Here is a 24,811-nt window from a genome sequence, read left to right as displayed (position 1 = left end):
AACCTACTTCCCGATACAGAACTGCCCGAAAATCGCATCGAGCAGGGATTCAACATCAACACGTCCCGTCAGACGCCCCAAGGCCAGCATGGACAGGCGGAGTTCTTCGCCCCGAAGTTCCGGCCAGGTTGCGGTCCGTGCGCGCTCCAGATGGGTTGCGGCCTCCTGGATTCCAGCGCGGTGTCTGGCGCGGGTCAGCGGAGGTGCGGCTGAACCGGCCATGAGTTCTGCCACCCGTTCGGACAGGACCTGACGCAGCGCAGCGAGGCCTTCGCCGGACTGTGTGCTGATCCCTAACATGCCGGGCGGCGTGGGCGCGATGTCGATTTTCGTCCGGACGGGAATTTCCTGCCCGGAAAGGGATTCGAGACTTTCATTCGGGCCGATCAGATGCAGCACGACGTCGGCTTGTTTCACGTGAAACAGTGCGCGGCGGATGCCCTCGGCCTCGATTTCGTCTTCCGTCTCTCGCAGGCCAGCCGTGTCAATCAGGCGCAGGCGCACGCCGTCCAGAACCCAGTCGAGCGCGATGGCATCTCGTGTGGTGCCGGCGCGATGGGTGACGATGGCGGCGTCGGTTCCGGATAACGCATTGAGAAGACTGGATTTCCCGACATTTGGAGCGCCGGCGATCACGACGGTCAGCCCCTGACGCATGAGTTCGCCGCGATTGTCCTGAAGATGGGCGGACATCTCGGTCTGGAGCTTTGAGAGTTCCTCGATCAGGCCGTCTTCCACATCCTGTGGCAGTTCTTCGTCCGGGAAATCGATCAGGGCTTCCTGATGGGCGAGGACGAGACGCAGGCGCTGTGCCCAGTCATCGTACAGGCGACTCAGGGCACCATCGGCCTGACGGAGTGCCTGTTTGCGCTGACTTTCGGTTTCGGCGTCCACGAGGTCGGCGATGGCTTCGGCTTGAAGCAGATCCAGTCGTCCCTTCTGCACGGCGCGGCGAGTGAATTCGCCGGGTTCGGCGGGGCGGGCGCCCAGATCGGTCAGGGCATCAGCGACGCGGGCGATGATGGCGGGGCCTGCGTGGAGATGCAGTTCAAAGCCGTCTTCGCCAGTGTAGGAGTTGGGGCCGGGGAGCCAAAGGGCGACGGCGTGATCGAGCACCTCTCCGTCATGGCGCAGGGTGCGCAGGCTGACGCGGCGGGGTTCCGGAAGGCGCCCGTTGCAGAGAGCTTTCAGGATCGTATCGCTGCCCGGCCCGCTGGCACGCATGATCGCAATGGCCGCACGGGATGGGCCCGTGGCCAGTGCAAAAATGACCTGTGGCGTGGTGTCAGGGGCGTCCGGAAGGGATGAGCGCATCATGGGTTTCTATGTAGTGCAGGTGGCCTTGCGGTGAAATGCCCTGTGCAATGCCTTGCGCGCAGACACGAAAAAAGGCGGACCGTTTCCGATCCGCCCTTTCTGTCAGACTGACAGGGAGTGGGAAGCTTACTGGGCTTCGTCCACGCCTGTGTGGGTCTGCGGGGAGAAGGTCCAGCCTTCGCCGTAAGGCTGCGGCATGTAAGCCATCCAGCCCTTGCTGGAGACGTTCCAGCCAGCAGTGGAGACCGGAGCACCCGTCGTGCGCAGCTTCTGGATGTCGGAAGCGGACACGGTTCCCGGTGCGTTGTTGCCCCAGCCTTTGCGCATGAAGTTCACGACATCGGCCATCTCCTGGTCGGAGAGGTGATTCTTGAACCCGGGCATGGCAACAGCGGACGGTGCGCTGTTGGTCGGGGGCAGGATGCCACCGAAGGCCACGACATTGGCGAGCGACGTCGGATCATCCGTCAGGACGACCGGGTTGCCTGCCAGCGGCGGGAACATGCGGTTGACGCCCGTACCATCGTTCATGTGGCAGATGGCGCAGTTGTGCAGATAGACTTCCGCACCTGCGTTGCCCTGACCACCCTTGTTCAGCAGAGCGGTCGTCTGACCGTCATCCTGACCGAGGTTCTTGCCTTCCGGCACGGCCGGCATGCTCTTGAGGTACTTGGCCGTAGCGCGCAGATCGTCGTCGGACCAGTGCTGCGTGCTGTAAGCCACCACGTCGGCCATGCCACCGAAGACGGCGGAGTGGTCGATACGGCCGCTCTTGAGGAAGGTGACGATGTCATCTTCAGACCAGCGGCCCAGACCCGTGTCGCTGTTGCTGCGCAGGCTCGGTGCGATCCAGTTGTCGATCGGGGCACCACCGGCGAGGTAGGCGTTGCCGCCAGCCGTGCCGTAGGCCTTGACCTGCATCCCGAAACCGCGGGGCGTATGGCATTCGCCGCAATGACCCGGGCCGTTGACGAGATATTCGCCGCGGGCGACTTCCGGATCACTGATGCTCTTGTCCACGCCCGGCGTCATGCTCGGGACGAACATGGCGCGCCACATGCCCAGCGGCCAGCGCATGGAGAGCGGCCAGCTGATGTCCGGTGCCTTGTTCTGCTGGGCGACCGGCTTCACGCCGTGCATGAAAAAGGCATACATCGCACGGATGTCGTCATCGGACAGACGTGCGAATTCAGGATAGGGCATGGCCGGATAGACCGTTGCACCATCCTTGCGGATGCCTTTGCGGAGGGCCTTCGTGAAGTCCTCCAGGGTGTAGTTGCCGATACCGTGTTCCGGGTCCGGTGTGATGTTGGTCGAATAGATCGTGCCGATCGGGCTCTTGATCTCCAGACCGCCCGCATAGGGCTGTCCGTGAAGGGCCGTGTGGCAGGCGATGCAGTCCGACAGGCGGGCGACATATTCGCCACGCTTGATCAGGGCTTCATCGGCGTCCTGGGCATGGGCGGCGCCGAAAGACACCGCCATGAGGCCGATAGCGGCCGCGAGTTTCCATCCCTGTTTCATCTCAGATACCAGCCTGTCCCGAGTTAATGCGTTCAGCATGTCACGTGCTCCTTATGCAAACCGCTGCCTCAGGGGTGATCCGCGGTCGGAACATCGGCCGTGGACTGCGGGACATTGAGGAACTGATCGTTCGGAACGCCAGTTGAGTTTTCACGTGCCTTGACTTCGTCGTCGTAGGATTCGTTCGCGCGCTTCACGATGAAGTTGCGGATATCCTCGATCTGCTCAGGCGTCATGGAGGTGTCGAAGCGGTCCATGCCGTAGGCCGTCAGAGCACCGCGACCAACGAGCTTGTAGAAGCTTTCCTTGCCGCGCGGAGCACCGGACCAGCGAAGGTCAGGCAGAACGCCACCGGAGATCGCATTGTCGCCATGGCAGGCCGAGCAGAACGTCTGATACAGGAAGTATCCGTTCTTCTGACGGGCCTCGTCATAGGTCGGAACCGGCTTGACCGGGGTGAAGCCAAGCTCGTTCTTCGGCGGCAGGCTGTCCTTGCCGTCAAGCGAGAAGGCAATCACACGGGAGTGGTTGACCGTCCAGCCCGAGGTGCGGGCAACGCCGCCATACAGGAACGGATAGATGCCGCCCCAGCCCACTTCAACCGCGACATACTGCTTGCCGTTGGCCGTATAGGTCACCGGCGGAGCGATGATCGCGCTCTGTGCGGGGAAGGAATAGAGATCGTTGCCGTTCGTGGCGTCGTAGGCGTGGAATTCGCCGTTCGCCAGACCCTGGAAGATCACGTTACCGGCCGTGGCCAGAATACCGCCGTTCCACGGACCCTTGTGGTTGATCGTGAAGGCCGGAGCCATCTTTTCCGGATCCCAGGCGACCGTCCAGCCCTTCAGGACCTTCAGGAAGTCCTTCTTGGCGGCGACATGTTCCGGATCGTTGTCGTCGAAGAGGCCGATCTTGTTCATGTCGAGGCCGAGGTTCCAGGCGTCATGATACGCCTTGAAGCCACCTTTCTGGCCATCGTACAGGAGTGGGATCTGCTGGGCCGGAATGTAGACCAGCTTTGTCTTCGGGCTGTAGGCCATGGCGGCGAAGTTATGGCCACCGAGCTCACCTGGAATGCCGAGCCAGGGCTTGCCCGTCAGGGTCCACAGGGCGTCAGGCACGTAGTTCGGGCGACCCGTGACCGGATCCAGGCCGGTGGCCCAGTTCTCGTAGGTGTAGGGCTTGCCGGTGATGAACTTACCCGTCTTCGCATCGATGATGTAGAAGAAGCCGTTCTTCGGAGCATGCACGATGACGTGGCGCATCTCGCCATTGACCGGCATGTCGAGCGTCATGATCTGCTGGACGGAGGTGTAATCCCACTCGTCCATCGGCGTTTCCTGGAAGTGCCAGACATACTTGCCGGTGTCAGGATTGATCGCGACGATGCTGCCCAGGAAGAGGTTGTCGCCCTTGCCCTCGGAGCGGAACTTGTAGTTCCACGGCGAGCCGTTGCCGACGGCCAGGTAGACGAGGTCCGTCACCGGGTCATAGACGAGCGAATCCCAGACGGTACCGCCGCCGCCCTGCTGCTTCCAGGCGCCGTTCTTGCCCCAGGTCGGGTAGGCCTTGGACATCAGGATGTCGTCGGAGGCTGCGCCGTCCGGCTTGTTCTCGGGGTTCGGAACGGTGAAGAAGCGCCAGTCGAGCTTGCCGGTTTCTGCGTCGAAGGCAGAGACGAAGCCGCGGGCGCCGAATTCTGCACCACCGTTGCCGATCAGGACCTTGCCCTTGGCGATACGGGGGGCACCGTCAACCGTGTAGGACCGCTGGTGGCCGAGCTGGGCCTCCTTGGGGATCGTGTAGACGCTCCAGACCAGCTTGCCGGTCTTGGCGTCGAGCGCGATCAGACGGCCGTCGAACGTGCCGAAATAGACCTTCCCGTTCCAGTAGGCGGCGCCACGGCTGACCGTGTCACAGCAGCCACGGTCGGCGATGTTGCCCGGAACCTTCGGATCGTAGGACCACAGGAGCTTGCCGGTCGCTGCATCCAGCGCCTTCATCTTGCTCCAGTTGGTCGTGGCGTACATGACGCCGTTGACGATCAGGGGCGTGCCTTCCTGGCCGCGGTTCGTGTCCAGATCATAGTGCCAGGCGAGCTTCAGCTTGCCGACATTCTCCGTATTGATCTGGTCGAGCGGGCTGTAGCGCTGCTCGGAATAGGAACGGCCGTAGGAGAGCCAGTCCCCGGGATGGCCGCCGTTATCGGAGCTCGTGATTGCTGCGCCGGTATCTTCCTGCGCAAAAGCGACAGGTACAGCTGCAGAAATCGCCAGAGCGGCGGCGCAGCTGAGAAGGCGCTTTTTCGTAACCTTGATCGGCGTCAGTAGACCAGAAGTCATGATCCAACTGTCCTTTTTGTAAAGACTGTTTCCGCTGTGATATTCTGGACCTGTGAAGTCTTGAAAGGGACGGGGGATAATCCTCGTTCTCTCAATCCACCACTCAGTACCGGACACCGGCAGCATGAGAACTTACTGAGCCTATTTTATTGCTTAAGACAAACACGGCTTCTGACGTTTCCGTGAGGGGATGGGCGGGATTGCCCTGAAACCGGGCGGGAGGCTGCTCACCGAATAATTACACTGCCGTTCCGGAAATCCTCCGGCTGCTTTTCGAATACAAAAAACGGCAGTTTTCCAGCACATTACAGAATATTGCTACAAAGCCTACATGAGCGGTCCAGTATGTGTTTTGTGCATATTGATATGTCTCGATATGCGTTTTTAGCATGGCTAAAAAGTCTCGCCCTGGTGGTGATATCGCCGGATTGACGGTTTGGAGCGGCTCGGGCACCGTGTCGTTCATGCCACAGCTATCCTGCCACTCACCTTTCGGGGCCCTTACCATCAGTGAAGATGAGGGCCAGATCGTCGCTCTGGACTGGGGTTGGGGGCGCGATCAGGAGGAGACTCCCCTTCTTCTGAAGGCCCGCGACCTTCTGGAGCGCTATTTTGACGGGGAATCGGTCGATTTCGACACCCTGCCCTACCGTCCTTACGGGACTCCGTACCGCCAGAAGGTCTGGGACGCGCTGCGCCGGATTCCCTATGGCCAGACGCGGACCTATGCCGACATCGCGGCCGAGGTTGGCGGTTCCGCACGGTCGGTTGGCGGGGCGGTCGGAGCGAATCCGATCCCCATCCTGATCCCCTGCCATCGTGTCGTCGGGCGTTCGGGACTGGGGGGCTATTCGGGGCTTGGGGGTGTGGCCGACAAGCACGCGCTCCTGCATCTGGAAGGCGCACGCTAGGATCCGGTCTTTCATTCCACGTCGCTGGAACACAAAAAAGGGGAGCCGAAGCTCCCCTTTTTCATGTCGGCCGTGCTGATCGTGGATCAGTTGTTCATGGCCTCGAAGAAGTCGTGGTTGGACTTGCTGTATTTGAGCTTGTCCAGCAGGAAGTCCATGGCGTCCATCGTGCCCATCGGAGCCAGGATGCGGCGCAGGACCCACATCTTGGACAGCTCGGCGCGATCGACCAGCAGTTCTTCCTTACGCGTGCCCGACTTGGTGATGTCGATTGCGGGGAAGGTGCGCTTGTCAGCCAGCTTGCGGTCGAGGATGAGCTCGGCGTTGCCGGTGCCCTTGAACTCTTCGAAGATGACTTCGTCCATGCGTGAGCCTGTGTCGATCAGGGCCGTTGCGATGATCGTCAGCGAGCCGCCTTCCTCGATGTTACGCGCGGCGCCGAAGAAGCGCTTGGGGCGCTGCAGGGCGTTGGCGTCCACACCGCCGGTCAGCACCTTGCCCGAGGAGGGGACAACGGTGTTGTAGGCGCGGGCGAGACGGGTGATGGAATCCAGCAGGATGACCACGTCGCGCTTGTGCTCGACAAGGCGCTTGGCCTTTTCCAGCACCATTTCCGTCACCTGGACGTGGCGGGTTGCCGGTTCGTCGAAGGTGGAGGAGACGACTTCGCCGCGGACCGAGCGGGCCATGTCCGTCACTTCTTCCGGGCGTTCGTCGATCAGAAGGACGATCAGGAACACTTCGGGATGGTTGGCGGAGATGGAGGCGGCGATGCTCTGGAGCATCACGGTCTTGCCGGTGCGGGGCGGGGCGACGATCAGGGCGCGCTGGCCCATGCCGATCGGCGTCACGAGATCGATCACGCGCGGGGTGTAGTCGCGCTGGTCTTTCTTGCCCTTGCCGCGCGGGGAGGATTCCGTGACGGCGGCTTCGGACTGTTCGACTTCCATCTTCAGGCGACGCTCGGGGTAGAGCGGCGTGAGGTTGTCGAAGTTGATGCGGGTCCGGACGGTTTCCGGAGCCTCGAAGTTGATGGTGTTGACCTTCAGCAGCGCGAAATAGCGCTCGCCGTCGCGCGGGGCGCGGATCTGGCCTTCAACCGTGTCACCCGGACGGAGGCCGAAGCGGCGGACCTGGGCGGGGGAGATGTAGATGTCGTCAGGGCCGGGAAGGTAGTTGGCTTCCGGGCTGCGCAGGAAACCGAAGCCGTCCGGCAGGATTTCCAGCGTTCCTTCGCCGTAGATCGCCTGATCGCGCTCGGCAAGGGTCTTGAGGATGGCGAACATGATGTCCTGCTTGCGCATGGACGAGACGTTCTCGATCTCCAGTTCCTCTGCATAAGCCAGCAGATCGGCCGGAGATTTCTTCTTGAGTTCGGCGAGATGCATGAAAGACGCGCCTTGATGTGCCGTAAGGGGCAGACCTGATAGGGGAGGATGCGCGACCACACAGAAGACAGGGCGACTGGGCGGGGGCTTCGGGTGTCAGGCGGGGATCCGTAAAGATTTCGCAGGACAGTGAAGCGGGCGTCATCCGGATGGAAAGGGAGACCGGGTGACAGGACGTCACCGGAAAGTCGTCCTTCGATTACCGGAGCGCGCGAACCGGTGTCAAGGCTGGTGCGCGTGCTCCGGAACACTTTGATCTATGTCAGCGTGGGTCAGTTTTTCAGGATCAGGCTTTCAACATGGCGTCCGCCGTGCGCAGGGACAGGGCCATGATGGCCAGTGCGGGGTTGGCGGCGGCGGCGCTGGGGAAAATCGAGTGGTCCGAGATCCACAGATTGTCGATATCGAAACTGCGGCCTTCCGGATTGACGACATTGCTGCCCGCATCCGTACCCATGCGGCAGGTGCCGATCATGTGGGCAGCGCGGTCGATGACGCGGATGTCTTTGGCACCGATGGCCTCCCACATCCGGCTTAGCAGGCTGGCGGCATGATTGTGCATGGCCCATTCGTTGGGGCCATAGGAGTGCTCGATCAGGGGTTTGGGGAGGCCGAACGCGTCTTTCTCATTTGAAAGCGTCACGCGGTTTTCGGGGCGGGGGAGACATTCGCCGTTGATGCCCATGCCGGCGGAGCGGTTATATCCGGCAAGCGCGCGGGCAAAGGCGGGCCCACGTGTTGTGGTGCTGCGGGCGAGGTTCTGGCCCCAGGTCGCGGGCATCATTCCCAATGACTGGATCAGATAGCCGCCGACGAAATCCGCGTCTTTCGGGCGCATCATGTCTTCGGTGATGGTCAGGGACGGATAGCCGCGATTGGGGCGGATGTCTTCGTCGAACTCGCCCCAGACCTGTGTGGAGACATGCGTCATGTAGTTCTGGCCGACCTGACCGGAGCTGTTGGCGAGGTCGTTGGTCAGGAGCAGGCGCGGGGTTTCAACCGCACCGGCAGCAAGGACGAGGGTCGCGCATTTCTGGCGGTGTTCGACACCGTTCTGGCGATAGACCACGCCGGTCACGCGGCCGGCGCTGTCGCGTTCGATCGTATGGGCGAAGCAGCCGGGGCGGAGTTCCGCACCATGGGCGACGGCCATGGGGAGCCAGGTGTTGTCCGCGCCGGATTTGGCGCCGTTGCGGCAGCCCTGATGACAGGCGCCGCAGTTTGCGCAGCCATGACGGGTGCCGAAATGGGGCTGTTCGACATCGCGGGTGATGAGGGCGGCCGGGCCATCGGCATGGCGCAGGCCGAGCGCGTCACAGCCTTCGCGCATTTTCAGCGCGGCGGAATTGGCAGGCGGTGGCGGGTAGGCGTAGCGGCGGTTCGGGTCCCACGGATATGACGCCGGGCCGGAGACGCCGATGAAGGATTCCACGCGCTCGATATAGGGGAGTAGTTCTTCCAGACCGAAGGGCCAGTCCACGCCCTTGCCGGTTTCGGTGTGCAGGTGGAAGTCCCGTGCGTCCATGCGGGGCATGAAAGCGCCATAGTGCAGCAGGGAGCCGCCGAGGCCGGTGCCGCTGTTATTGCCGCCGAAAGCCTGCGGATTCGTGCCGGCGGAGAGGCGTTCGTGCAGCCAGTACAGTTCGCGGGCGGCGATTTCGTCAGGCGTATGACCCATGGCGGTGAAGGCGGGGCCGGCTTCGAGCACCACGACGGTTTTGCCGTTGCGGGCAAGCTCTGCGGCCAGTGGTGCGCCACCGGCACCGCTGCCGATGACGACGGCATCGACGATGTCTGTTTCTGCGAATGTCTTCATGACGGATGTGCTGCTCATTCCCTGGAGTCTGCCATCTGGGCGAGGGGGGCGGTGGCTTTGGGCTCGAAATCTTCGCGGCTGTCGGGGCCGACTTCGGTAAAGCCCTGAAAGACGGTGTCGCCGCCGGTCAGGCTAGAAGAAATGCCCAGCGCCTGCTGGATGCGCGGGTCACTCATGACGCAGTCCACGACCTCGCCGCGAAGGTCTCCGGCCCAGCGTTTTATCTGGGGCGGGGTAAGGCGGCCGTCGCGGTCGAGGCCGATCTGTCCGGCCATCAGGGCGTCGAGCAGGGTGCCGCGCAGGTCCGGAGCCAGATGGATGAAGCGGATGCCGTGCTGTTCGGCTGCGACATCGTCGAGCGTCAGGAGGGCTGCCTCCCAGGCTTTGGCATCGGGCGGGAGGTCCGCAAAGCGCCAGCCGTCACGGGGGCCGGAGAGTGCAGCGTCGATCCGGGCCGTCATGTTGATGTCCGTGCCGGGAGGCAGGATTTCGTCGAGGGGGAGCAGGACGGGAAGAAGCGCATCAAGAACGGCATAGGCCTGAAGCGACAGGGTCCGGGGATGTGTTTCGGGGGCTGAAAGCCGGGACGTCAGGATGTCGCGGGTGCGGGCGGAGAGGTGGTCGGAGTCCAGAATTTCAGGACGGTCGGGCGGGGGGGACATTGCGGCCTCCTGTGTTTTGGTTTCAAAGTCCGGCGACGGTGATGGTTCCGCCTCCCGCTGGCGGCAAAGATGCAGTATCCTGCATGACCGAACCTTTTCCGGTATGGTGCCGGGCGTGATTCTGGGGGCCAGTTTTTGGAACGGACCGCAGGACAGACAGACATTTCCCCGCTTCGGGGCGGGACGCAAGACAGGGAAGCAGCATGACGGTCGAGATCAGGGTTCCGGCGCTTGGAGAAAGCCTGACGACTGCGACTGTCGCGCGGTGGCTGAAACAGTCCGGCGACTATGTGCAGCATGACGAAACCATCGTGGAGCTGGAGACGGACAAGGTCAGCGTTGAGGTGACGGCACCGTCCGCCGGGCGTCTGGAAGACTGCGTGGCAGTGGGGACGGAAGTCGAGATCGGCGGACTGCTGGGCGCTGTGGACGAGACGGCAGAGGCACCGGCTGCGCCTGAACCTGCGCCGGTGGCTGAAGCGCCTGCCGAGCCGGTTGAGCCGCCGCCAGCACCCGAGCCTGTTGTGGCTCCTGCGCATGTCACGCCGCCCGCGCCGGAAGCACCGAAGCCTGCTGCTGTTGCGCCGGCCCCCAAGCTGTCATCGCATGAAGCCCGGGAACGTCGCGTGCCGATGAGCCGTCTGCGTCAGACGATCGCCCGCAACCTGAAGGCCGCGCAGAACACGGCGGCCATTCTCACGACGTTCAACGAGATCGACATGTCCGCCGCCAAGGCGCTGCGGGCCCAGTACAAGGAAGAGTTCGAGAAGAAGCATGACGGAGCCCGGCTGGGGTTCATGTCCTTCTTCGCGCGCGCTGTGGTTGGGGCGCTGAAGGATTATCCGGCGATCAATGCCCAGATCGAAGGCGATGAGATCGTCTACCGTGACTTCGTCAATCTGGGCATTGCCGTCGGGACGGAGCGCGGGCTTGTGGTGCCGGTGTTGCATGATGCCGATCAGATGAGCTTTGCCGAGCTGGAGCGTCGCATTGCCGATTACGGTAAGCGGGCGCGGACGGGTGGACTGAAGCTGGAAGAGCTGTCGCATGGGACGTTCTCCATCACGAATGGCGGGATTTTCGGGTCGCTGCTGTCCACGCCGATCCTGAACACGCCGCAGTCCGGAATCCTGGGGATGCATGCCATTCAGGATCGTCCCGTCGTGCGGGACGGGCAGATCGTGATCCGGCCGATGATGTATGTGGCGCTGTCTTACGATCACCGGATCGTGGACGGGCGGGAGGCGGTGAGCTTCCTCGTCCGGATCAAGCAGCTTGTGGAAGATCCGCGGCGTCTGCTTCTGGATCTGTGATGCCTTTTGCGTAGTTGGGGCGTTGGAAGACGTCTCTGCTGCGCTGAACGCCGGACAGGTCTCTGTTCCCTCGCGTTCTGTCTGTTGTTCTGAACCCGAGGATGGTGTCCTGAAGATGCGTGATGTTTCCAAACTGACACGGTTTGCTGCCCTGCTATGTGTATCCACGACGATGGTTGTGGGGGTGGCACCGCTGGCAGCCTGTGCCCGGCCGGACAGTGCAGGGCCGGAACTGTCGACGCATCAGCCGGATACGACGCCATCGCTGGGCGCTTCGGTGCCACCGCCCGCCAGCAATCCGCCGACGGATACGCCGCCGCAGCCTGATCTTGCACCGCCGCCGATCGATATTCCGGATCTGCCAGTCGTGTCGGACGAGGTGGCGCGGCAGGAGGCGTCCCGTCTGGCGGTGCTGATGAAGCACAATGTCAAAGGGTTCAGCACGTACACGCCGGAGCGTCGAAAGACATTCCTGACGCTTGCGAAGGATGCGGTCACGCAGGCGGATATGCCGGTTTCACGGCCGCAGCTTGTCATGGTCGTGGATCGCAACGAGAAGATCCAGCATCTGGATTATGTTCTGGCGCTGCCGGATGCGCCCTGGGAGTCTCTCGGAGGGACGCCGGTTTCGACCGGGACGACGGGGCGCAAATATTACTACATCACACCGACCGGCGTTTTTCAGAACACGGCGGATCGTCTGGGCTATCGGGCGGAAGGCACGAAGAACAAGTACGGAATCCGCGGGATCGGCGCGAAGGGATCGCGCGTGTGGGACATGGGGTGGCAGACGGCGATGAAGGGCTGGCTCCCGCGTCATGAAACCGGGCAGATCCGGCTGGAAATCCATGCGACGGACCCGCAGTTCCTGGAATGGCGTCTGGGGCATCCGGCGTCGGAAGGGTGCATCCGGATTCCGGCGACCATGAATAAATTCATGGATCATTACGGGCTGATCGATGCACTTTATGAGCAGGCCGCGAGTTATGATCCGCGCTTTCAGGCGCTGCTGCCGAAAGACCGGCAGCCGACGCAGATTGCAGGCGATCTGGTGGTTGTGATTGACTCAGGGCCGCTGACGGAGCCGAAGATCGACCCTATTGCGGATAAAAGACCGTTACCTTAAGTATCGAACGAGAAATATTTCAAAATAAGTATGAAGGTTTGAAGTAAAACGTGTGAATGTTTTATTTCAGGAACGGTAAAGCAGTTTTCCTGAGCTGAAGCCTTCCGTATGGAATGCGCGCCATTTACTGGAGCCCATTCCCCATGACGTTCAAGATGCGTAACCATATCCTGCTTTCCGGGTGCTTCGCCGGTGCCCTGTTGCTGGGAGGAAGCGCCCACGCAGATGTTTCTGATTCAAAACAGAATAAGCATGAGGAGCACAAAGCCAAAAAGGAAAAAGCAGCGACGCCTGGCGTGGAAAATCTGACTGTTCTTGGTCATGCCGCGCGGATTGCACCTGCGACGGTGCCGCTGGATATTACGGAACCGACATCAAAAATTCAGTCTGGCTTTCTGAGTAACAACATCATTCCGCTTGCCAGCATCGACGATATCATCCGCTTCCAGCCGAGCGTCTACTCGCAAAATCCTAACGGTCCCGGAATGGGTAAGGCTGAGGCGATGAGCCTTCGTGGCTTTCAGGACGGGCAGTACAACATGACGTTCGATGGCATTCCGTTCGGCGATGCCAGTGATCTGCACCACACGACATCATCGTTATTTATTTCGCACTTCCTGGGGGAGGCGCAGATTGATCGCGGTCCCGGAACTGGCTCCACGATCGGGAATGCGACGTTCGGTGGAACGATGGGGTTCATGTCCAAGACGCCGTCGGCAAAGAGCGGTGTGTCGCTATACGGGACTTATGGCAGTTTCAATACGCGTGCCGGTGGCATCGAATTCGACAGTGGAAAGACGCGTTTTGGGCGTGCGTTTCTCGACATGCAGCATGAAGAGACGAACGGCTATCTGACCAATTCGGCCGAGCGCCGGAGCAATCTGATGTTCAAGGATGTGATTGATCTTGCGCCCGAGACGACGCTGACATTCGAGACGACGTATAACAAGGAATGGCAGTACACGACGCAGGGTGCGACGCTCGCGGAATATGCGAAATACGGCAAGAATTACGGGCTGTGCAACGACCCGTCGAAGCAGTGTTATTACGGATATAATCCCAGCACCTACACATCCGATTTTGATTATGTGAGCCTCAAAAGCCGCCTTGCATCGTGGCTGACGATGGAAAACCAGCTTTATACGAGCGGGTTCGAGCATGATTATACGGAAAGCACGGATGCCAGCCAGACGAGCACGGCTGCGAATGGTGTGACGTTCTATAATTCGGCCGGGAAGAAAGTGGCGAACTATGCCAATGATATTCCTGGAAAATATGCAGATGCCAAATTCCGTTCTTATGGCGATACGTTGCGGTTCAAGGCGCATACATCCTATGCGGATATTCTGTTCGGCGTGTGGGCGGATGTGCAGAAGGATCGCCGTTACACCTATGCGCTGGATCTGAGTAAAAATGCGATCCCGGTTCCATCCAAAACAGGATCGGCTTACAGCTATGATATTTCCGATCTGAACACGACGGTGCAGCCCTATCTCGAGTTCGATATTCATCCCTGGAAAGGGGCGGTTATCAAGCCGGGTGTGAAATATTCCATGTTCACACGGGATTATGATGCGGCGATGAACAAGTCGACAAAGGTGCCGCTGAAGGATACCCAGCATTATGGATCCTGGCAGCCATCCATTGCGATTAATCAACGTATTATGAAAAACTGGAGTGCGTATGCGCAGATTGCGCGTGGGTTCCTTGCACCGCCGATGTCGGTTTTTCAGGTTCAGTCCGTGGGGAATGTGAAGCCCGAAACCACCCTGAATTATCAGGTTGGATCGGTTTATCACGGCAAGAACTGGATGCTGTCACTGGATGGATATTACATCGATTTTTCCAATTATATCGCTTCCGCACAGATTAATGTCGAGAACATCGGGACGACCTCGACGTATGTGAACAGCGGTGGTGCGGTTTATCGCGGGATCGAACTCGAAGGGCAGTATGTCATCGGATACGGCTTTTCGCTTTACGGCAATTACAGCGTGAATGACGCGCGCTACAAACACAGCAGCGTGCGTGTGGCGACAACGCCGGATTCACTGGCATCGTTCGGTCTGCTTTATGAAAATCCGAAGGGGCCGTATTTCTCGCTGATGGGGAAATATGTCGGGCATCACTGGGGGCTGGACAGCACCACCAATTCGGCTGGCCATACGGTGTTTGAAAACCAGTACAGGATCCACGGTAATGTGACGGCGGATCTGGCCCTGGGCTGGCGCATTCACAACATCGGTGGCTTCATGCGTGATGTGACGCCGAGCCTCAAGATTTCCAACCTCTTCAACAACCGCTCCATCAGCGATTTTGCGGGCAACCAGTCTTACGGGGACGCGCCGCTTTACTGGCGGCTGGCCGGACGGAGTGTGTTCTTCAACATGACGGCGACCTTCCCGTGAAAAAGACCGGCTGTGTCCTTCTGTTTGCGCTGTCCCTGACGGGATGTTCGGGCGGAGCCTCTGCGTCGTCCGGGCCTGTTCTGGAAAAAGTCGTGCTCCTGTCCCGGCATGGGATCCGGAGCCCGACGGCGTCTCCGGCGTCTTTGAAAGCGAAAACCGGGTTCGACTGGCCTGAATGGTCCGTGGCGCCCGGCGAGATGACGCCACATGGCGCGGCGGCGCTGGGAGCGATGATTCAGGCTGTCCGGTTGCATTACCTGCATCTGTCTTTTGGACCGTTACAGAACTGTTCCGATCAGATCCGGGTCTGGGCGGACGGGGCGGATCACAGGACGCAGCAGACCGGGCAGGTCTGGGCGCGGGATGTGGCGCCGGACTGTTCTGTTAAGGCGCAGTGGCAGGTGCGGGGTGCGGATCCTGTCTATAACGCCATTGCAGCGGGTCGCTCTGTGCCACCGCGACTGGAGACGGAGCAGGCGTTTGCGTCTGCATTGCCTGTGTCCCGTACTGTGGAAGTGCAACGCGGATTGCAGGCTTTGCAGATGTTGATGGCGCCGGGAGCCTGTGACGGAGGTGCGCCTACCTCGCACTGTCTTCAGGATGACTCGCAGCTTGAGTGGAAGAAAGCCGCGCCGCATCTTTCTGGTGCCGTTGCGACGGGCGGCATGGCGGCTGAAAGTCTGTTGCTGCTGTATTCCGAGGGCTTTCCGGTGGATGTGTTTGGATCTGCGAAAGAGAATGTGCCGGGTCTGCTGAAGACTGTCATGCCGGTTCATGAGGCGGAAAGCCTGCTCCTGCGGCGTCTGCCGGTTGTGGCGCAGGCGCGGAACGGAATTATGGCGCAGAATATCCGGGAGTTTCTGGCGGATCGTCCGGTGACGGATATTCCCGGTGTGACGACGTCGACGCGGCTTCTGGTACTGGCGGGGCATGATACGAACCAGGATGCCATGGCGGCGATTTTCGGGTTGTCATGGACGTTCGCCGATCAGCCGGACAGTACGGCACCGGATACGGTTCTGGCGTTTGAGCGGTGGCGTTATCCGGACCGGCATGTGGAAGTCAGGGTCCGGATTTTCCACCAGTCGCTTGAGGAGCTCCGGGCGGGGCAGGCGTCCCATGTGGAGCGGTCGATGCAGACACTGGAGCCGCGCAATCCGATCCTGCCCTGACACAGGAATTTCATAAAAAAAGCCCGGCTGTCACCAGCCGGGCTTTTTTATGCTGTCCGTGCGGACGGGGCGCGGATCAGTGCGTCCAGTCAGCCGGGACCTTGCCGCCATTCTTGGCCAGCTCGGCATAGACCTGCTTGATGAGCCAGACGTTCATCGTCGCGGTGTCGTCCGTGCTGCCCGAATAATGCAGTTCGCCGGCCAGTTCCTTGCGGGACTGGAGCGAGCTGTCGAGACCGAGCAGCTTCAGGAGATCCACGATGGAGGTCTTGTAGTTCAGCGGCTGGCCGGCCTTGGATGCCAGATCGGACAGGACGGCATCCACGTCCACCGGAGCTGCGGCGGGCGCTGCTGCGGGAGCAGCCGGAGCGGCTGCCGGGGCAGTGGCGGCCGGGGCTGCACTGGTGGACGGCGTTGCGGCTTCTGCATGGCCAAAGATCTTGGACATGATGGTGCTGAAAAGACCCATGAGTGTAACTCCTGTTGATAAAGGAAGTCCGGAAGAGGCGTAACCGGGGTTTCACCCTTCCTGATCCGCCTTGTCTTAGTAGCGGTATTCTTCGTGTTTGAACGGACCATTGACTGGAACGTCGATGTAGTCCGCCTGTTTCTGTGACATTTTGGAAAGTTCCGCGCCGACCTTTGCGAGGTGCAGGGCAGCGACCTTTTCGTCCAGAGCCTTCGGCAGGGTGTAGACCTTCACTTCGTACTGGCCCGGCTTTGCCGTCCACAGTTCGATCTGCGCCAGGGTCTGGTTGGTGAAGGACGCGGACATCACGAAGGATGGGTGGCCCGTTGCGTTGCCCAGGTTCACCAGACGGCCTTCGGACAGAAGGATGATGCGGCGGTTCGGAGCCAGCTCGATCTCGTCAACCTGCGGCTTGATGTTGTTCCAGCGGTAGTTGCGCAGGGCTTCGACCTGGATTTCGCTGTCGAAGTGACCGATGTTGCAGACGATCGCACGGTCCTTCATCTCACGCATGTGGTCGATCGTGATGATGTCCACGTTGCCCGTGCAGGTGACGAAAATGTCGCCGCGCGGGGCTGCGTTTTCCATCGTGACGACTTCATAGCCTTCCATGGCGGCCTGAAGGGCGCAGATCGGATCGACTTCGGTCACGAGCACGCGGCAGCCTGCGTTGCGCAGGGAGGCAGCGGAGCCCTTGCCCACGTCACCGTAACCGGCGACCACGGCAACCTTGCCAGCCATCATGACGTCCGTGCCGCGACGGATCGCGTCCACGAGGCTCTCGCGGCAGCCATACAGGTTGTCGAACTTGGACTTGGTGACGCTGTCGTTCACGTTGATGGCCGGAACCTTCAGCGTGCCCTTCTTGGACATTTCCCACAGACGGTGCACGCCCGTCGTCGTCTCTTCGGAGATGCCACGCACATCCTTGAGCATTTCGGGATACTTGTCGTGCATCATGATGGTGAGGTCGCCACCATCATCGAGGATCATGTTCGGCGTCCAGCCATCGGGACCATGGATGGTCTGCTCGATGCACCAGTTGAATTCCTCTTCCGTCAGGCCCTTCCAGGCGAAAACGGGGATACCAGCGGCGGCGATGGCTGCTGCGGCGTGATCCTGTGTGGAGAAGATGTTGCACGAGGACCAGCGGACCGTGGCGCCGAGAGCGATCAGCGTCTCGATCAGCACTGCGGTCTGGATGGTCATGTGCAGACAGCCGGCGATGCGTGCGCCCTTGAGCGGCTGTGAGTCCTTGTACTCTTCGCGAAGAGCCATCAGGCCCGGCATTTCGCCTTCGGCGATGGAGATTTCCTTGCGGCCCCAGTCTGCCAGAGTAATGTCGCGAACCTTGTAATCCTGCGTCGTCATGAAATGGCCCTTGCTGCCCATCTTTGGATGGCTGCCTGTATAAAGGCTTGGCGGACCCGCGGAAAGGGCGGGCCCGGCAATAGGCCTGTCGCCCTTATTCCGGCGACGTGGTCTGAGGCGACGTTTCGGTCGGCGTGGTCGTTTTGTGGTGCGAGCGGTGATGCTTGCGGGAGAGCTTGTGCACGTCCTTCTGGTTGGAAGGGACGGGACCGGTTTCGGTCGTGGTGCGGCTCATGGCGCCGGGGGCTGCCGGGGGCGGCTGGTCCGGCTGTTCCGTGACCGTGCGCGGATTGGTCGGCAGGCTGTTGTTCGGCTGGCTGACCGTGGAGTTCTGGGCCTTCTGGATGGCCGAGGTCGAGGTCTGCGTCTGGTCGTTGCTGGGGGCGCTCACGGCCTGGGCCATAACGGACGGAGCGGCGACAGCGGTGCCGATCAGGAGGCTTGCAGCGAAGAAGGATGTGCGGATGGACATGGACATTCCTTTCCGGAGGGGAGTTCCCCTGCGTCAGGGGCTGACTCATCAGGGAGTGTTGGAATAACCGCTGCGCCCGGCCGGAGTTGCATCGCGGGACGCCTCTGTTTACGGAAAGAGGGGTATATTGCGTCGGTCTGCAGACCATGCGAGAAGCCGACAGGATTTGTTCCCCGTCTCTTTTCCAGTCGTTTCTGTTGAACCTGCATGCCGGTTCTGCCGGTCCTGAACCCCCTGAGAACAGGAGGATGTCGTGTCAGACAGCACTGCCTACAACTTCCCCTTCACGGTTCTGGACCCGGAACATCAGGAAACCGGCGCCCCCGCTTTTGCAAACGGCCTCGTCTGGGCGGTTCATGCCGTGCCGGGGCAGGAGCTGCGGACGCTGGCATCGGCGGAAGTCGAGGCGCTTCTGGCGCCGGAGCGTCCTGTCGAGAGTGATGGCTGGTACTGGCTGCATTTCGATACGGTGCACAGCTCTGCGCGGGGCTATGTCGCGCATCTGCCGGATCTGCCCGAAGACGTGTGCGCCATGCTGGCCGAGACGGAATATGGCATTGCGCTTGAAGCGTTTGGGGATCTGATCTGGGGCGCGCTGCCGGCATTTGACGATGCGCTGTCCGAAGAGGACCGGGAAATCTGCGCCTGGCGCTTTGCGATGCGGCCGGATCTGCTGATTACGACGCGGCGCAATCCCATCCCGGTTCTGGGCGCAGCATATCGCTCGCTCAAGCCGGACCAGATTCCGAAGACGCCTGCGGGAATCATTGACCGCGCCTTACGTGAGTTTACGGGGACGGTGCGGCGTCAGCTCGGGCATCTGGATGACGAACTGGACCGGGCGGAAGACGTGCTTCTGCTGATCGAGCATCGCTCCGACCTGGGGCATCTGGGCAGTATCGTGGGTAAGGTGCGCCGTCGTGCGACCGAGCTGCGCCGGGTGGTGACCCCGATCGACCGTGTTCTGAAGGACGAGGATCTGGATCTTCCGGACTGGGCCGAGGACGAGCTTCGGGACCGGGCCGAGCGGCAGGTTCATGCGGCGCTGGACGATCTGATCGCGCTCCAGGACCGTGCGCGCTCTTTGCAGGACGAATTGGGGTCCAATCAGGCGGAAGAGACCAACCGGCGTCTGTATATCGTCTCGGTCGGGACTACGTTGATGCTGCCGGCAACGTTCGTGACCGGGTTCTTCGGCATGAATACCGGCGGGATGTTTCTGGCGCAGGGGCAGATGGGAACCGTGGAAGCGGGCATTGTCTGTTTCGTCTTCATGACCGTGACGTTCCTGTTCATGAAGATTGCGCGTCTGCTCTGATTTTTCGATTGAGAGCCCGTCCAAAAGAAAAACCCCCCGTGCCAGGCACGGGGGGTTTTCTGTGTCGCAGGGACTGATCCGGGAAGGATCAGACGCTCTGGGGCTTGCGGGAGTTTGCAGCGGCAACAGCCTTGCCCCACTCCACGAGGGTTTTGGTGCAGTCCGTGCGATCGAGCTTGCACTCGATGAGCGTCGGGCCGCGGGTGTTCTTCTTGGCTTTGGCGATGGCTTCGGCCAGTTCCGCACCCGTCGTGGCGTGCAGGCCGAGACCGTACTTGCCGCTTTCCTCGCCCGGAACGCCCTGGTTGAAGCACTGCATCAGAGCTGCGTAGTCCCAGTTCTGGATGTAGTTGTACGGGCCGTCATGGATGGCAATTTCGATGACGTAGCCGTGGTTGTTCACCAGGAAGATGATGACCGGCAGTTCGTAGCGGACCATCTGGGCCACTTCCTGGGCCGTCAGCTGGAAGGAACCGTCACCGACCATGAGGACATGCTTGCGCTCCGGCGAAGCGGTGGCGTTGCCGAACATGGACGGAACGGACCAGCCGATGTGACCCCACTGCATTTCCGTCTCGACCTTGGCACCTTCGGGAAGGTGCATGCGCACGGCGTTGAACCATGAGTCGCCGGTCTCGGCGAAGAGGGTGGTGTTGCCGTCGACCAGTTCGTTGATCTGGCGGGTCATTTCGTCGTTGGACAGCGGCTTGGACGGGTCGGCCTTCGGCAGCATGACGGGCTTGTATTCGCCGGTCAGGGCTGCGGACTTCTTCGGAGCCTTCTCGGTCAGGGCCTTGACGAATTCCTTGAGGCGGAAGCCGTCGAAGGTCTTGCCGTTGACGGTAACGCGGCTGGGATCGACCTCGAGGACCTTTTCGCCACGGACGATGCTCTTCCAGCCGCCCGAGGAGTAATCGTTCCAGACCGGTGCCAGGCAGATGACGGCATCGGCGCCTTCGATGATTTCCTGCGCGCCCGGGCTGCTGACGTCGCCCCAGTACACGCCACGGAAGCCGGGGTGCGTCTCGGGGAAGTAGCTCTTTGCAGCGGCCATGACCGTGACGGGGCAGCCGAGCTTGTCAGCCAGTTCGACCGTTTCCTTGAGGGCTTCGGCTGCACGCAGCTTGGTACCGACCAGAATGGCGACCTTGTTGGCCTTGTTGAGGAAGCTCAGGCTTTCATCCAGAGCGGCCTTCAGGCTGGCTTCGTCTGGACGCGGATGGGCGTGCAGGGACGAGACCGGGCCCGGACGGACACAGGGCGCTGCCGAGATGTTACAGGCGATTTCGAGGTAGGCCGGCTTCTTCTCGCGCAGCATCGTGCGGATGACGTGGTCGATCTTGGCCGGGGCGGCTTCAGCAGACGTGATGCTTTCGGCGGCACAGGTGACGTGCTTCGCCATTTCCATCTGGTAGCTGTATTCCGTCGTGCCGATCGTGTGGTGCAGGATGTGGCCCGAACCGTGATCGTTGGAGTTCGGAGCGCCCGAAATCACGAGGATCGGCAGGTTTTCGGCATAGGCGCCGCCGAGGCCGTTCATGGCGGAGATGGCGCCGACGCTGAAGGTGATGACGGCAGCGGCTGCACCGTTGGCGCGGGCGTAACCTTCGGCTGCGAAGCTGCAGTTCAGCTCGTTGCAGTCATAGATCTGCTTCGTGCCGCCCTGTTCGATCAGCTGGTCGAGCAGAACGAGGTTGTAGTCGCCGGCAACGGCGAAATGATGCTTCAGGCCGATCTGTGTCAGTCGTTCGGCAAGATAATGTCCGACAGTATAAGTCATGATTTCAGTACCTCAGGAGCCATAGGGACGGTCAGATGACTGGATGGTCTGACTTGCTGACAGGACCATGCAGTCATCTGACCGAAAAAGGCAGGTGACAGGTCACGGGTATCCGGAAGGACCGCGTAGCCATTGGGACAACAGTGGGGTCGGGAAGGAACCTGGACCTGTCCGGGAAAAGCGTATGAGGCCATCCGGAGTTCGGGGGCAGGTGTCTGGAGCAGGACGCTGAAAGGTGACGTGCCGTCAGGGGCGTTGGAAAAACCGGGAACTTCAGGTGTGCGATTTTCTGTCGTTAAATAATGGGTAGTATAACAGAAGAGACGGCCCGTTCCGTCATGACGGACCCCAGAAACGGCAAGAAAAGAACCTCTAGATGACATATCTTCCCATGACAGCCGGAAAACAGACCGGCTTCGTATGAAATACCTGTCTGCTCCAGACACAGGAATGTTTAGAACAAAAATCCCGCCTGTGAAGGACATCGATCAAACATTACAATTAATTGAAAAAACCCTTTCTCCTGAGGGGGAATTGAATACAGCCGGAAGGCTTCCTTGAAACGGATGAGGACCACAAAGGTCTGGTTCCGGTATTTCAGGCTGGAAATAGCGTCGAGACGTCCCGGATGACTCTTCCGGGACTGGCCGCCTCTCTGATTTTACAGTGTTTCCGGTGTCGCCGCCGGGGCCGTCTGATGGTGCACGGTGACAGGGGTCGGGGCGGTGTCGGTCTGCCATGTCAACTCGAACGAAGCGCTCGTGCCGGGCATGATCTGGCCGATCCGGGTCAGAGCATCGGTGTTCAGGAACAGGGGAAGGTTTCTCTCGCCGAACCGGAGGATCATCTGCTCGTGCAGGGCTGGAGTCGGCAGGTCTTCGCCGGTGTCGTCTTCCAGCTTCAGGGCGCCGGGCGTTACGAGCAGGGATAGTCCGCGCAGCATTTCCAGAGTCAGGGGAAGAAAGGTTTCCCACTCTTTTTGCGACGGGGAATAGTAATCCACGAGGCCGGAACCAAAAGGAACGCTGATCAGGTAGGTCTCATGCCTGGGCAGGAAGAATGCGACCCGGTTATGGGGCAATTCCTGCATTTCCATTTCCGGAAAAGCCCGGGGCATGAACACGCGTTTTTCCATGAACGGGCGGCAGGGGAACTGGAAGGCTGCCGGGACAAGGGCGCAGAGGCCCGGAAGGCGGCCTGGCTGAAAAGGGGTGCGGGTTGGAGCATCTTTCAGCGGGTCGTGGTCGAGCATCCAGCCATGCCAGTCCATGAACCACAGGCGCAGTGTCGGGGATGTGTCAGTCATCGTGTCTCCGGAGTCTGCTTGGTGAGGGCCAGGCATTTCTTCATGACGCCGGGCAGGGCGGCGCGCTTTGCTGAGCGGAACGTGCCGAAAGAGGAATCGATCCCTGCATTATGACCATCTGGAAGGCAAGCCTCGTAGACCGTGAGGTACAGGGTGAAATGGGTGAAGACATGGCGGATTTCGCCCCTGCGGACCCAGTCGGTCAGGCAGGGGGCATGGGTCAGAGCGTCTTCGTCCGTCCAGGGCGTGCTGCGCCAGTCGGTTCCGGGGAACTCGTCCATGCTGCCGAGCAGGCCGGTGGGCGGGCGTGTGCGCAGAAGGATCTGGCCGCTGGAGTCGTGCAGGAGGAAATGTGCGCCGTAACGGGTAGGGCGGGCCTGTCTGGGCTGTTTGGCCGGGAGTTGTGCTGTGATGCCGCGGGCATGGGCGATGCAGGACGTCTGCCAGGGGCAGGTCAGGCAGGCGGGGCTGCGCGGGGTGCAGATCGTAGCGCCGAGATCGAACAGGGCCTGTGCGAAGTCTGACGGACGGCTTTGGGCCACCTGATCGTCGTTCAGGAGCGCGGCCTGTCGGGCAAGGAGAGGGCGTGAGGCTGGCAGGGGCGCTTCTATGGCGTTCAGGCGGGCTGTGACGCGCTCGACATTGCCATCAACCGGGACGACGGGACGTCCAAAGGCGATGGCGGCGATGGCGCGGGCCGTATAGGCGCCAATTCCGGGGAGCGTCAGCAGTTCTTCGACCGTGTCGGGGAAACCGCCACGTTCGGAGACGCGTTTTGCACAGGCATGGAGATTGCGGGCGCGGGCGTAGTAACCGAGGCCCGCCCAGAGGTGCAGGACGTCTTCAAGCGGGGCCGCCGCGAGATCCTGAACTGTCGGGTAATGCGTGAGAAAGCGCTCGTAATAGGCTATGACGGCTTTGACGGTTGTCTGCTGGAGCATGATTTCGCTCAGCCAGACGGCGTACGGGTCCGGACGCTGGCCGGGCAGGCTGCGCCAGGGAAGGGCGCGGCGATGGTGGTCGTACCAGCGCAGCAGGGCGGATGCATCAGGAGTCACGGGAACGGATATGACGAAGGATTGCGGTTCGGACAAGCGCCCCACACGAAACACGTCCCGAAAGAAAGCCGCACCGGAGCCTGATGGCTGGGTGCCGTCAGACCGGAACTGGAAGCCGCGCCGCTCGGGCGCGAAGCAGATCGGCTCTTTCGTGCAGGCGCTGACGCAGCCGGTCTTTAAGAAGAAACCGCCCGTTCTGGCGCGACTGATGATGGACTGGGTGGATTTTGTCGGACCGCGTCTGGCAAAGCAGACCGAGCCGCGACGTCTTTCTGCAGGGACGCTGACGTTGGCGTGTTCGGGACCGATCGCCATGGAGCTTCAGCATCTGGCGCCCCAGATCATCGAACGCATCAATGTCGCCTGCGGGTTGCGGGGGGAATACGGAATCGAGCGTCTGAAGATCGTTCAGGATCTCGTCGCATTTGAGCGACCGACGCCGAAGCGTCCGAAACCGGTGCAGATCGAGGTGCCGGATATCGAGGATGAGGAGCTTCGACTGGCGCTGGAGAGCCTTGGTGGACATCTGGGTGCGCGGCGCCGGCGAAGGTGACGGGAATGTTTCACGTGAAACAAGTTGTTTCGTCATGGGAAAGCCACCTTCCCACGCGATCTGATAATGCCGATATGGGAAAATGATCAGGCTTTCCCACAGGAGACTTGCCATGACCTTTGCACACAGACCCGCTGCCGCACTGATGCTGGCCCTGCTGGCGTCCTCGATTTCTCTCCCTGCCTTTGCCCAGCATGGTGGTGGCGGCCATGGCGGTGGTGGAGGCGGTGGCTTCCATGGCGGCGGTGGCATGGGCCCCGGCGGCATGGGCGGCGGCGGGTTCCGTGGTGGTCCCGGTGGTGGCGGTTATCGTGGTGGCTGGGGAGGTGGTTATGGCGGCGGCCGTCCTGGCTGGGGTTTCCGTGGCGGCGGCTGGGGTGGTGGCTGGGGTGGCCCGCGCTTTGCCGGCTGGGGCTATCCGGGCTGGGGTGGCTGGAACGGCTGGGGCGGTCCCGGCTGGTTCGGTTACGGCTGGGGTATGCCGGGCTGGGGCGGCGGCTGGGGC

The 24,811-nt window shown here is 61.2% G+C and carries 21 protein-coding genes and 1 pseudogene; 8 read left to right on the top strand and 14 right to left on the bottom strand.

Annotated features, from left to right (window positions below):
* Positions 1–3: 3 nt before the first annotated feature.
* The 4 genes from mnmE to KP701_RS06140 all read right to left on the bottom strand — a co-directional run bounded on the left by mnmE (position 4) and on the right by KP701_RS06140 (position 5,649).
* On the bottom strand, positions 4–1,317 hold the full coding sequence (mnmE, locus tag KP701_RS06155; RefSeq protein ID WP_215746358.1) for a tRNA uridine-5-carboxymethylaminomethyl(34) synthesis GTPase MnmE: 1,314 nt from the start codon (positions 1,315–1,317) through the stop codon (positions 4–6).
* 126 nt (positions 1,318–1,443) lie between these two features.
* Positions 1,444–2,880, bottom strand: coding sequence for a cytochrome c (locus tag KP701_RS06150; RefSeq protein ID WP_215746357.1), 1,437 nt, complete (start codon positions 2,878–2,880; stop codon positions 1,444–1,446).
* A gap of 29 nt (positions 2,881–2,909) precedes the next feature.
* Positions 2,910–5,183 (bottom strand): PQQ-dependent dehydrogenase, methanol/ethanol family, encoded by a 2,274-nt coding sequence (locus tag KP701_RS06145; RefSeq protein WP_215746356.1) that lies wholly within the window; start codon positions 5,181–5,183, stop codon positions 2,910–2,912.
* A 238-nt stretch (positions 5,184–5,421) separates the two neighbouring features.
* Positions 5,422–5,649 (bottom strand): hypothetical protein, encoded by a 228-nt coding sequence (locus KP701_RS06140; RefSeq protein WP_215746355.1) that lies wholly within the window; start codon positions 5,647–5,649, stop codon positions 5,422–5,424.
* Here KP701_RS06140 and KP701_RS06135 point away from each other — a divergent pair.
* Positions 5,648–6,094: a methylated-DNA--[protein]-cysteine S-methyltransferase gene (locus KP701_RS06135; protein WP_215746354.1), complete on the top strand. Its 447-nt coding sequence runs from the start codon at positions 5,648–5,650 to the stop codon at positions 6,092–6,094. The two genes, KP701_RS06140 and KP701_RS06135, sit on opposite strands and share 2 nt — an antisense overlap.
* Positions 6,095–6,180: 86 nt before the next feature.
* Here KP701_RS06135 and rho read toward each other — a convergent pair whose 3' ends face one another.
* The 3 genes from rho to KP701_RS06120 form a co-directional block, all read right to left on the bottom strand.
* On the bottom strand, positions 6,181–7,482 hold the full coding sequence (gene rho, locus KP701_RS06130) for a transcription termination factor Rho (RefSeq protein WP_011252631.1): 1,302 nt from the start codon (positions 7,480–7,482) through the stop codon (positions 6,181–6,183).
* 286 nt (positions 7,483–7,768) lie between these two features.
* On the bottom strand, positions 7,769–9,298 hold the full coding sequence (locus KP701_RS06125; RefSeq protein WP_215746353.1) for a GMC family oxidoreductase: 1,530 nt from the start codon (positions 9,296–9,298) through the stop codon (positions 7,769–7,771).
* 14 nt (positions 9,299–9,312) lie between these two features.
* On the bottom strand, positions 9,313–9,960 hold the full coding sequence (locus KP701_RS06120; protein WP_215746352.1) for a gluconate 2-dehydrogenase subunit 3 family protein: 648 nt from the start codon (positions 9,958–9,960) through the stop codon (positions 9,313–9,315).
* Between the two features lie 203 nt (positions 9,961–10,163).
* On the opposite strand from KP701_RS06120, the gene sucB reads away from it, so the two are divergent.
* Together sucB and KP701_RS06110 are read left to right on the top strand one after the other, a co-directional pair.
* Entirely contained in the window at positions 10,164–11,273 is a 1,110-nt protein-coding gene (sucB, locus tag KP701_RS06115; protein WP_215746351.1) for a dihydrolipoyllysine-residue succinyltransferase, read from the top strand.
* A 115-nt stretch (positions 11,274–11,388) separates the two neighbouring features.
* A complete protein-coding gene (locus KP701_RS06110; RefSeq protein WP_215746350.1) occupies positions 11,389–12,399 on the top strand; it encodes a L,D-transpeptidase in 1,011 nt (336 codons plus the stop codon).
* Here the strand turns inward: KP701_RS06110 and KP701_RS06105 are convergent.
* Entirely contained in the window at positions 12,396–12,620 is a 225-nt protein-coding gene (locus tag KP701_RS06105; protein ID WP_215746459.1) for a hypothetical protein, read from the bottom strand. The genes KP701_RS06110 and KP701_RS06105 overlap by 4 nt on opposite strands.
* A 75-nt stretch (positions 12,621–12,695) precedes the next feature.
* Here KP701_RS06105 and KP701_RS06100 point away from each other — a divergent pair, with 75 nt between their 5' ends.
* Positions 12,696–14,807, top strand: coding sequence for a TonB-dependent receptor (locus tag KP701_RS06100; RefSeq protein WP_371818904.1), 2,112 nt, complete (start codon positions 12,696–12,698; stop codon positions 14,805–14,807).
* Complete coding sequence (locus tag KP701_RS06095; RefSeq protein WP_215746348.1) at positions 14,804–15,979, top strand: histidine-type phosphatase; 1,176 nt, start codon at positions 14,804–14,806, stop codon at positions 15,977–15,979. Before KP701_RS06100 ends, KP701_RS06095 begins: the two co-directional genes overlap by 4 nt.
* Before the next feature lie 76 nt (positions 15,980–16,055).
* Here the strand turns inward: KP701_RS06095 and KP701_RS06090 are convergent, their stop codons facing one another.
* From KP701_RS06090 to KP701_RS06080, 3 genes are all read right to left on the bottom strand, one after another.
* Positions 16,056–16,448, bottom strand: a complete 393-nt coding sequence (locus KP701_RS06090) for a DUF3597 domain-containing protein (protein WP_011252638.1) — start codon at positions 16,446–16,448, stop codon at positions 16,056–16,058.
* Between the two features lie 75 nt (positions 16,449–16,523).
* Entirely contained in the window at positions 16,524–17,819 is a 1,296-nt protein-coding gene (ahcY, locus tag KP701_RS06085) for an adenosylhomocysteinase (protein ID WP_215746347.1), read from the bottom strand.
* A 94-nt stretch (positions 17,820–17,913) separates the two neighbouring features.
* Positions 17,914–18,291, bottom strand: coding sequence for a hypothetical protein (locus KP701_RS06080; RefSeq protein ID WP_052327488.1), 378 nt, complete (start codon positions 18,289–18,291; stop codon positions 17,914–17,916).
* Between the two features lie 253 nt (positions 18,292–18,544).
* Between KP701_RS06080 and KP701_RS06075 the strand changes: the two genes are divergently transcribed.
* Positions 18,545–19,609, top strand: a complete 1,065-nt coding sequence (locus tag KP701_RS06075; RefSeq protein ID WP_041111545.1) for a transporter — start codon at positions 18,545–18,547, stop codon at positions 19,607–19,609.
* Positions 19,610–19,697: 88 nt separating this feature from the next.
* On the opposite strand, the gene KP701_RS06070 is transcribed toward KP701_RS06075, so the two are convergent.
* The 3 genes from KP701_RS06070 to mutY all read right to left on the bottom strand — a co-directional run bounded on the left by KP701_RS06070 (position 19,698) and on the right by mutY (position 23,753).
* Positions 19,698–21,389, bottom strand: a complete 1,692-nt coding sequence (locus KP701_RS06070) for an alpha-keto acid decarboxylase family protein (protein WP_215746346.1) — start codon at positions 21,387–21,389, stop codon at positions 19,698–19,700.
* A 661-nt stretch (positions 21,390–22,050) separates the two neighbouring features.
* Positions 22,051–22,695: a hypothetical protein gene (locus tag KP701_RS06065; protein WP_215746345.1), complete on the bottom strand. Its 645-nt coding sequence runs from the start codon at positions 22,693–22,695 to the stop codon at positions 22,051–22,053.
* Positions 22,692–23,753: an A/G-specific adenine glycosylase gene (gene mutY / locus KP701_RS06060; RefSeq protein WP_215746344.1), complete on the bottom strand. Its 1,062-nt coding sequence runs from the start codon at positions 23,751–23,753 to the stop codon at positions 22,692–22,694. The genes KP701_RS06065 and mutY overlap by 4 nt, the downstream gene beginning before the upstream one ends.
* A gap of 10 nt (positions 23,754–23,763) precedes the next feature.
* Here mutY and KP701_RS06055 point away from each other — a divergent pair, with 10 nt between their 5' ends.
* Both KP701_RS06055 and KP701_RS06050 read left to right on the top strand, forming a co-directional pair.
* Positions 23,764–24,306, top strand: coding sequence for a DUF721 domain-containing protein (locus tag KP701_RS06055; protein ID WP_172492401.1), 543 nt, complete (start codon positions 23,764–23,766; stop codon positions 24,304–24,306).
* A 112-nt stretch (positions 24,307–24,418) separates the two neighbouring features.
* Positions 24,419–24,811: pseudogene (locus KP701_RS06050) on the top strand (hypothetical protein); the annotation flags it as partial.

Source organism: Gluconobacter sp. P1C6_b (assembly GCF_018811945.1).
In the GTDB taxonomy this organism is placed as follows: Bacteria; Pseudomonadota; Alphaproteobacteria; order Acetobacterales; family Acetobacteraceae; genus Gluconobacter.
Note: the sequence above shows the minus strand (reverse complement) of the source record. Positions and strands in the feature narration are given on the sequence as shown.